Annotated in this window: 4 protein-coding genes and 1 other RNA gene; 2 read left to right on the top strand and 3 right to left on the bottom strand. The window is 65.1% G+C overall.

What is annotated here, in order from left to right; all coding sequences use genetic code 11:
* Window positions 1–198: 198 nt before the first annotated feature.
* On the top strand, window positions 199–1,224 hold the full coding sequence (sohB, locus tag GSQ95_RS25155; RefSeq protein WP_158896906.1) for a protease SohB: 1,026 nt from the start codon (window positions 199–201) through the stop codon (window positions 1,222–1,224).
* Window positions 1,225–1,273: 49 nt separating this feature from the next.
* Window positions 1,274–2,266, top strand: coding sequence for a YhdH/YhfP family quinone oxidoreductase (locus tag GSQ95_RS25150; RefSeq protein WP_158896905.1), 993 nt, complete (start codon window positions 1,274–1,276; stop codon window positions 2,264–2,266).
* Between the two features lie 57 nt (window positions 2,267–2,323).
* Here GSQ95_RS25150 and GSQ95_RS25145 read toward each other — a convergent pair whose 3' ends face one another.
* From GSQ95_RS25145 to GSQ95_RS25135, 3 genes are all read right to left on the bottom strand, one after another.
* Window positions 2,324–2,824 carry a DUF934 domain-containing protein gene (locus GSQ95_RS25145; RefSeq protein ID WP_133863093.1) on the bottom strand — a complete coding sequence of 167 codons (501 nt, stop codon included), beginning with the start codon at window positions 2,822–2,824 and terminating at the stop codon, window positions 2,324–2,326.
* Window positions 2,808–4,466, bottom strand: coding sequence for a nitrite/sulfite reductase (locus GSQ95_RS25140; protein WP_158896904.1), 1,659 nt, complete (start codon window positions 4,464–4,466; stop codon window positions 2,808–2,810). Before GSQ95_RS25140 ends, GSQ95_RS25145 begins: the two co-directional genes overlap by 17 nt.
* Window positions 4,467–4,668: 202 nt before the next feature.
* Window positions 4,669–4,744, bottom strand: a non-coding RNA gene (locus tag GSQ95_RS25135) — sX9 sRNA.
* Window positions 4,745–4,753 lie beyond the last annotated feature (9 nt).

The raw sequence follows: 4,753 nt of genomic DNA, 5'->3' as shown, positions 1-4,753 counted from the left end.
GACCGAGGGTAGGGGGCGGCAGGAGGCCTGTCAACGGATATTCATACGCTTGTTTGAAAGGCTGGTGCGTGCGCACGGCCCGATGGCTGCCAATGGCTAGCCGGTGCCGGAAGACCGCCCGTGAGTCGCCGAGTTTCTATCGGTCGGGCGACTCGGTATGCTGAGCAGGGCACTGCTGCCGCCATCTTAGGAGAGTCCGTGGAGTTTCTTGCCGACTATGCCAGTTTCCTGGCCAAAACCGTCACCGTGGTGGTCGCCATCATCGCCGTGCTGCTGTTCACCGTCGCCGTCCGCGGCCGCAACCGGCGCAGCTCCGCTGGCCAGTTGCAGGTACAGAAGCTCAATGACTTCTATCGCGATCTGCGGCTGAGGTTACAGCAGAGCGTGCTGGGCAAGGAGGCCTTCAAGGCCCTGCGCAAGCGCGAGATCAAGGCCGAGAAGACCAAGCGCAAGAGCGAGACCGGCAAGTCGCGGGTCTATGTGCTCGATTTCCATGGCGACATCAAGGCCACGGCCAACGAACATCTGCGCAACGAGATCACTGCCGTCCTGACCCTGGCGACGCCCAAGGACGAGGTGGTGGTGCGGCTGGAAAGCGGCGGTGGCCTGGTGCATAGCTATGGCCTGGCCGCCTCGCAACTGGCGCGCATCCGCCAGGCGGGAATTCCCCTGACCATCTGCGTCGACAAGGTAGCGGCCAGTGGCGGCTACATGATGGCCTGCATCGGCGACCGTATCCTTTGCGCGCCCTTCGCCATCCTCGGCTCCATCGGTGTGGTCGCCCAGTTGCCCAACGTCCACCGCCTGCTGAAGAAGCATGACGTGGACTTCGAGGTCTTCACCGCCGGCCAGTACAAGCGCACCGTCACGGTGTTCGGCGAGAACGACGAGAAGGGCAGGGAAAAATTCCAGCACGATCTGGATACCACCCATGTGCTGTTCAAGAATTTCGTCGCCCACTACCGGCCGCAGCTCAATATCGACGAGGTCGCCACCGGCGAGGTCTGGCTCGGCCAGGCCGCGCTGGGCAAGCAACTGGTGGACGAGCTGCGCACCAGTGACGAATACCTGGCCGAACGGGCCCAGGTGGTCGAAGTCTTTTCGCTGCGCTTCGTCGAGAAGAAGTCGTTGCCCGAGCGCCTGGGCATGGCCGCGAGCCTCGGCATTGATCGTCTGGTGAGCACCTGGTGGGAGCGCCTGGCCGAGTCGACCCGCTGGCGCTGAGGTCCAAGGGACTGACGGCCTATAACAAGACTCCAACGGAGGTTCTGCGATGAGCAATTTTCAGGCGCTCTGGGTGACCGAAGGGGCCCATGGTGCTTTCCGGCAAGAGGTGGTGACGCGCAGCCTGGAGGAACTGCCCGCGGGCGAGGTGCTGATCCGGGTGCGCTACTCCTCGCTCAACTACAAGGACGCCCTGTCGGCCATCGGCAACCGCGGCGTGACCCGGCGTTATCCCCATACCCCGGGTATCGACGCAGCCGGGGTGGTCGAGCACTCCAGCGCTGGCGAATTCGGCGTGGGCGATGAGGTGCTGGTCACGGGCTACGACCTGGGCATGAGCACCCCCGGCGGCTTCGGCCAGTACATCCGGGTGCCGGCCGCCTGGGTGATCCGTCGCCCGGACAATCTCGGCTTGCGTGAGGCCATGGTGCTGGGCACCGCGGGTCTCACCGCGGCGCTGTGCGTCGAGAAGCTCGAACAGATGGGCCTGACCCCGGAGGCCGGCACCGTGCTGGTCACCGGTGCCAGTGGTGGCGTGGGCAGTCTGGCGGTCAAGCTGCTGGCACGGCTCGGCTATCACGTGGCGGCCTCCACCGCCAAGCTGGAGCGGGCGGAGTGGCTGCACCGCCTGGGTGCCCGGCAGATCCTCGACCGCGCCACCCTGGCCGATGGCGTCGGCAAGCCGCTGCTGGACCAGCAGTGGGCCGGGGCGGTGGATACCGTCGGCGGCGACATCCTCTTCAACGTCATCAAGTCGCTGGAGTACGGCGGCAGCGTGGCCTGCTGCGGCATGACCGCCGGCACCACCTTCGCCGCCGGGGTCTTTCCCTTCATCCTCCGCGGGGTGAATCTGCTGGGCGTGGATTCCGTCGAGTTGCCGCTGATGGCCAAGGCCGCGCTCTGGGACAAGCTATCGGTACAGTGGAAGCTGGACGACCTGGACAGCCTGACCCGCGAGGTCGGCCTTGGCGAACTGCCCGACACCATCAGTCAGATCCTGGCGGGCAAGATGGTGGGACGCGTGGTGGTAGATCTCGGTTGAGCGAGGCCAGACAAAAAGAAACCCGCCGCGGCGGGTTTTCTTTTGCGTCCGCGGCGATCAGGCCTGGCGGCGGCGGAACAGCGGCTCGGCCTGGTCGACCGCACCCTGATAGGTCACGCTGAAATCGCGCAGACCGGCCAGGGCCGCTTCCGGATCGCGGTCGGCGCGGACCACGTAGGCATCGAAGCCGCAGCGCTTGAGAAAGAACAGCTGGTCCTGCAGCACATCGCCAATGGCGCGCAGCTCGCCGGTCCAGCCGAAGCGTTCGCGCAGCAGGCGGGCATAGGAATAGCCTCGCCCGTCGACGAAGGCCGGGAAGTTGATGGCGATCAGGGCGAAGTGCGCGAGGTCGCCGGCAATGCTCTCTGGCTCTTCGTCGCTGTCCAGCCAGATGCCCAGCTTGCCGTCGCGGCAGGTGAGGGCATGGCCGTGCTCCAGCCACAGGGCGGCCGGGATGATCACGTCGTCGCTGTTGGGGACGTCTGCCAAGGCGACGTCCTTGGGCAGCAGATGCCAGTTGTCGGTGACCAGCTGGTCGCCCTTAATGATTCTTTGCATAGACGCGCTCCTTGAAGGGGTCGATACCGATACGGCGGTAGGTGTCGATGAAGCGCTCGTCTTCGGTGCGTTGCTCGACGTAGACGTTGATCAGCTTGCCGATCACCTCGGGCATCTGATCCTGGGCGAAGGAGGGGCCGAGGATCTTGGCCAGGGTGGCGTCGCGGCCGGCGTCGCCGCCCAGGGACACCTGGTAGAACTCCTCGCCCTTCTTGTCCACACCAAGGATGCCGATGTGGCCGACATGGTGGTGACCACAAGCGTTCATGCAGCCGGAGATGTTGAGGTCCAGCTCGCCGATGTCGAACAGGTAGTCCAGGTCGTCGAAACGGCGCTGGATGGCTTCGGCGATGGGGATCGACTTGGCGTTGGCCAGGGAGCAGAAATCACCGCCCGGGCAGCAGATCATGTCGGTCAGCAGGCCGATGTTGGGCGTGGCGAAGCCATGCTCGCGCAACTCGTGCCAGAGCTCCAGCAACTGATCCTGGCGCACGTCGGCGAAGATGACGTTCTGCTGATGGGAGGTGCGCAGCTCGCCGAAGCTGTAGCGATCGGCCAGCTCGGCCATGGCGTCCAGCTGGCGATCGGTGACGTCGCCGGGGGCCACGCCGGTGGGCTTGAGCGACAGGGTCACGGCGACATAGCCCGGACGCTTGTGGCGGAAGGTGTTGCGCTGGCGCCAGCGGGCGAAGCCGGGCTGCTCGGCGTCCAGGCGGGCGAGGGCGGCGTCCTGGTCCTGCAGCTCGGCATAGGGCGGATCGACGAAGAAGGCGGAGACCCGCGCGACCTCGGCGTCGGTCAGGGTGATGGGGCCGTCCTTGAGGTGGGCCCACTCGGCCTCGACCTTTTCGGCGAAGGCGTCGGCACCCAGGGCCTTGACCAGGATCTTGATGCGCGCCTTGAACTTGTTGTCGCGGCGACCGTAGCGGTTGTAGACCCGCAGGGTGGCTTCCAGGTAGCTGAGCAGGTGCTGCCAGGGCAGGAATTCGCGGATGAATTCACCGGTGTGGGGAGTACGGCCCTGGCCGCCGCCGACCAGCACGCGGAAGCCCAGCTCGCCGGCCTCGTTACGCACCGCTTCCAGACCGATGTCGTGCACCTCGATGGCGGCGCGATCCAGGGCGGCGCCGTTGACGGCGATCTTGAACTTGCGCGGCAGGAAGGCGAATTCGGGGTGGAAGGTCGACCACTGGCGGATGATCTCGCACCAGGGGCGCGGATCGATCAGTTCATCATGGGCGACGCCGGCGAACTGGTCGGTGGTGGTGTTGCGGATGCAGTTGCCGCTGGTCTGGATGGCGTGCATCTGCACGGTGGCCAGCTCGGCGAGGATCTCGGGAACGTCTTCCAGCTCCGGCCAGTTGAACTGGAAGTTCTGCCGGGTACTGATGTGGGCGTAGCCCTTGTCGTAGTCACGGGCGATCTGCGCCAGCTTGCGCACCTGGGTGGTGTTCAGCAGACCGTAGGGCACGGCGACCCGCAGCATGGGCGCATAGCGCTGGATGTAGAGGCCGTTCTGCAGGCGCAGCGGACGGTATTCTTCGCCACCCAGCTCTCCGGCCAGGAAGCGGCGGGTCTGGTCGCGAAACTGGGCGACACGCTCTTCGACGATCCGCTGATCGTACTGATCGTAAACGTACATGGTCATCCTGCTGTCAGGCGGCGCGCACGGCTGCGCGTGATCGAAGTCCTGGGCACCCCGGGGTGCTCTGGAGACTTTTCTAGGCCGTGCACGATAGCAGCAGGTCTATATGCTTAAAAGCGATGTTTCTTTATATATAAATCTATTCCGGTGATAAGCGAGAGCAGGGTGGGCGGCGCCGGACACCGCTTTTGAATACCGTGGTTGGTAAAACGTAGCGAGCGGTTGTCAGCCGGGTGCGCGCGGCGCGCAGGAACCGGAGTGTACGAGCGGTACATGAGGATTCC

Origin of the sequence: Pseudomonas sp. BAV 4579, assembly GCF_009765395.1 — a bacterium.
Classification (GTDB): Bacteria; Pseudomonadota; Gammaproteobacteria; order Pseudomonadales; family Pseudomonadaceae; genus Chryseomonas; species Chryseomonas aestiva.
Note: the sequence above shows the minus strand (reverse complement) of the source record. Positions and strands in the feature narration are given on the sequence as shown.

Coding starts and splice junctions, on each gene's coding strand:
- GSQ95_RS25145 (WP_133863093.1), bottom strand. CDS start 2,824: ATGCAAAGAATCATTAAGGGCGACCAGCTGGTCACCGACAACTGGCAT.
- GSQ95_RS25150 (WP_158896905.1), top strand. CDS start 1,274: ATGAGCAATTTTCAGGCGCTCTGGGTGACCGAAGGGGCCCATGGTGCT.
- GSQ95_RS25140 (WP_158896904.1), bottom strand. CDS start 4,466: ATGTACGTTTACGATCAGTACGATCAGCGGATCGTCGAAGAGCGTGTC.